This is a genomic window from Sphingorhabdus sp., assembly GCF_040079335.1.
Classification (GTDB): Bacteria; Pseudomonadota; Alphaproteobacteria; order Sphingomonadales; family Sphingomonadaceae; genus Sphingorhabdus_B.
Map to the genome: position 1 here is coordinate 1 of NZ_JBEBKL010000106.1, position 2756 is coordinate 2756.

The 2756-nt window shown below is 58.1% G+C and carries 2 protein-coding genes and 1 pseudogene; all 3 read right to left on the bottom strand.

Features of this window, described 5'->3' with window-relative positions; all coding sequences use genetic code 11:
• A pseudogene (locus ABL922_RS14455) lies at positions 1-215 on the bottom strand (hypothetical protein); the annotation flags it as partial.
• Between the two features lie 2 nt (positions 216-217).
• Positions 218-2335: a conjugal transfer protein TraN gene (locus ABL922_RS14460; protein ID WP_349024911.1), complete on the bottom strand. Its 2118-nt coding sequence runs from the start codon at positions 2333-2335 to the stop codon at positions 218-220.
• A partial coding sequence (trbC, locus tag ABL922_RS14465; RefSeq protein ID WP_349024912.1) for a type-F conjugative transfer system pilin assembly protein TrbC occupies positions 2335-2756 on the bottom strand: 422 nt, incomplete at its 5' end. The genes trbC and ABL922_RS14460, both read right to left, overlap by 1 nt.

Here is a 2756-nt window from a genome sequence, read left to right on the forward strand (position 1 = left end):
GCGCGAACCCATCCGCGCGCCGTGACCGAGGCCAATGTCGGACGAAGTTCAGCAACCCGAAGTTTGCAATCAAGCCAACCGGACACTTCGCGGGCGATCACCGTCGAAGAGGATGGGCCGCAGCGACACAGCGCCATGCCGACGAGAAACTCGATCACCGACATATCGGGGACCAAACCGTGACGACCCAAAGTAATGAAGTTTTTGTCTGTCACGCTCAGTTCCTGCCTCCATGGTTGGCGTAATAGGCTTCGATTTTGGCCTGGATGTCTGTAAGGGCTGCGGCTTCGTCCGGGAGCCGCGCTGCATCCTGAAACTCGGCATAGACCTCGCTGAAATCCATCGCTGACAGGTCGAGTTGCTGGAACTCGTAGATGGTGAAGCCCTGGCAGCTTTCGGTCTTGGGCGGCCCCCAGGGCTTCCCGATTTGCGGCCGTCCCTGTTCCTGTAAGATCCGGCTGATCTTGGACTGGAAGCAGCAATAAGCATCCTTACGGGTCACGCAGATGCCGAGCACCCGATCGGAGCAATAGGTGCCAACTTTGTGGCAGAGACCCTTGTCGTCCTTCTCGTCGAGCTGGCGTTCGGCCGCATTGCAGAGAAACGGCGTGAGCAAGGGAACCCCTTTGCCTGAGCAGCAGTTGCTCAAACCAAACACCTTTTTGTGGCAGGTTTCGCGCGTGCCGCGAAAGAGCGTGTGCGTATTTTCATCAAACTCGGAATTGGCCTGACCCAACGCATTTAAGGCAACCACCGCGTCCTTGAATTCGGTTGAGGCTTCACGTTCGATCGGTTCGCAATCGCCGTTTATGCAATAGACATCGTCGCCGCAGATATACTGCGCCGGCTCGGGCGTCGTTCCAGGGATCGGGCAGCGATAGACCCGCTCGGCAACCTGGCACGGACCTGCTGCAGGATCATCGAGGCAGATTTCGCGGTCGAGCACGCAAGACGAGTTGGATTCCAGCGCGGTGCAGTCGTTGCCGCCACCCACGATCGACTGGCATTGATAGATTTTGGAATATTCCCAGCAGCCCCGCGTGATTGCGATGCCGTTTACAATCCGCGTTTCGTTGACGCCGGCCGTGCATTGCTCGCTCGCAAAAGTGCACTGCGCGGGATCAATATTGCAGGGCGGCTCGGTCCAGTTTTCGGTGAACCATTTCGAGCTGCTGCGTTCCGCGGCCGCTCTTGCTATGGCTGAAGAGCATTGAAAGATCTCTTCGGGCGCAGCAAATTCGGTACATATCAGATAGCCGCCGATAAATGGGTCGCCGACAAACTCGACCGTTTTGCACAGCGTGCGTTCGGGTACGCCGGCTGCTGCCGGTGACGATCTGGTGCAGGTCGTACTTGCCGCCATTGGCGCGCAAGACTGGAGTCCCGTTTCATAGCCGTTAATGAAACCAAAGACCGGATCGACGTTGAATGCGGCCGTCAGCCCTTCATTGTTGCATCGATAGACGTTGTCTGAGACCTCAAAGGCCCCAGGCGGCGGGGGTAGGATCGTGGTGCCATAAAGATAGACATTGGGATCGCTGACCGGCGCCGCACAATCATAATAATCGATTGTGATGCCAAAATCTGGGATCGGGAAACTCTGGGTGCGGCGGCACTGCGAATTTCCTGCAAGCGAGCCGCAATTGTCAAATCCGCCACCATAGGCGCACAGATATTGATAGGCGGTCCCGTTCCACTCCTCGACAGTCAGGCTACGCCGACAAGACTGCGGTTGATCGATCACCGCCGAACCGATGTTACATGTCCATTCGGCATAGTTTGTTCCGCCACCACCTGGCGGCAAAGGCACACAGCTGCCCGTCCCCGACCCCAAATTTTCCCCGTCGAGATAGTCCTGTGGTGCATCCTCTATCGCGACAGCGCGAGCTATGTCTGTAGGGGCGACCGGTACCACCGGGCGGTTGGGATTGTTGGCGGTTTGGTAGGCCTCGTTCGACAGGCTCGCGACGAAGCCATCGCCCGACATGGCATCGGGATCGTCATAATAGCTTGTCTGGGAGGGCAAGCCGTCCTGATAAAAAGGGACCTGTCCCGCCGCGCCCGGTTCGAGCGGCATGTCTTTATAGTCTTGGCGCAATTGTGAGCCGATCGCCTTTGCCTCCGCTTTGGCTTCGGCATTTGTCATCGGGACGGCCGTCGCTGGCGGAGGTGGATTACCAGGTGGGGGCAAACCGGGTTCCACATCCGGCTCCATGATAACAGGCTCCACCGGATCGATCGGCGGCGGAATATAGATTGGGCTTTGCGACCAAAGAGGCTGGCCAGGAACCAGGGCAAGCAGGATTGCCGTCCAGACGAGCGCACCGAACCTCATCAATCTTGCTTTCGATATCGGGCAAGCGCGACTCCGGCAATCGACGCACCGGGCCCGCGGCCATCGACGAAGGATTCGAGAGCATATTCAAGCGTGACATTGCCAATCATGCGGTCATGCGCCGGCACGACCGATGTACAGTTCAACCCGGCGCACAGCTCGAAATCGGACGAAACAGCAACAAAGGTCGGTGCCGCCGATACTTTGAAGGCGCGAAACAATCGCGGATCGATGGCAATTTGTGCCTGTTGCTCAGGTCCGCTCAAGACGGACTGCATTCCTTTCACAAAGGCTTTGGCATCGTTGCCTGGAAAGCCGCGAAAAACGACCACGCCCCCTGCCCTCGTGGTATCGGCGATCAAACGCGAGAGCGCTTCGCGGGGCATCGACAGGCTTGCAAAGACAATGAAGAGCGGTCCGC

Excerpts from the sequence above, each read along its gene's own strand:
- ABL922_RS14460 (WP_349024911.1), bottom strand. The coding sequence starts at position 2,335 with ATGAGGTTCGGTGCGCTCGTCTGGACGGCAATCCTGCTTGCCCTGGTT.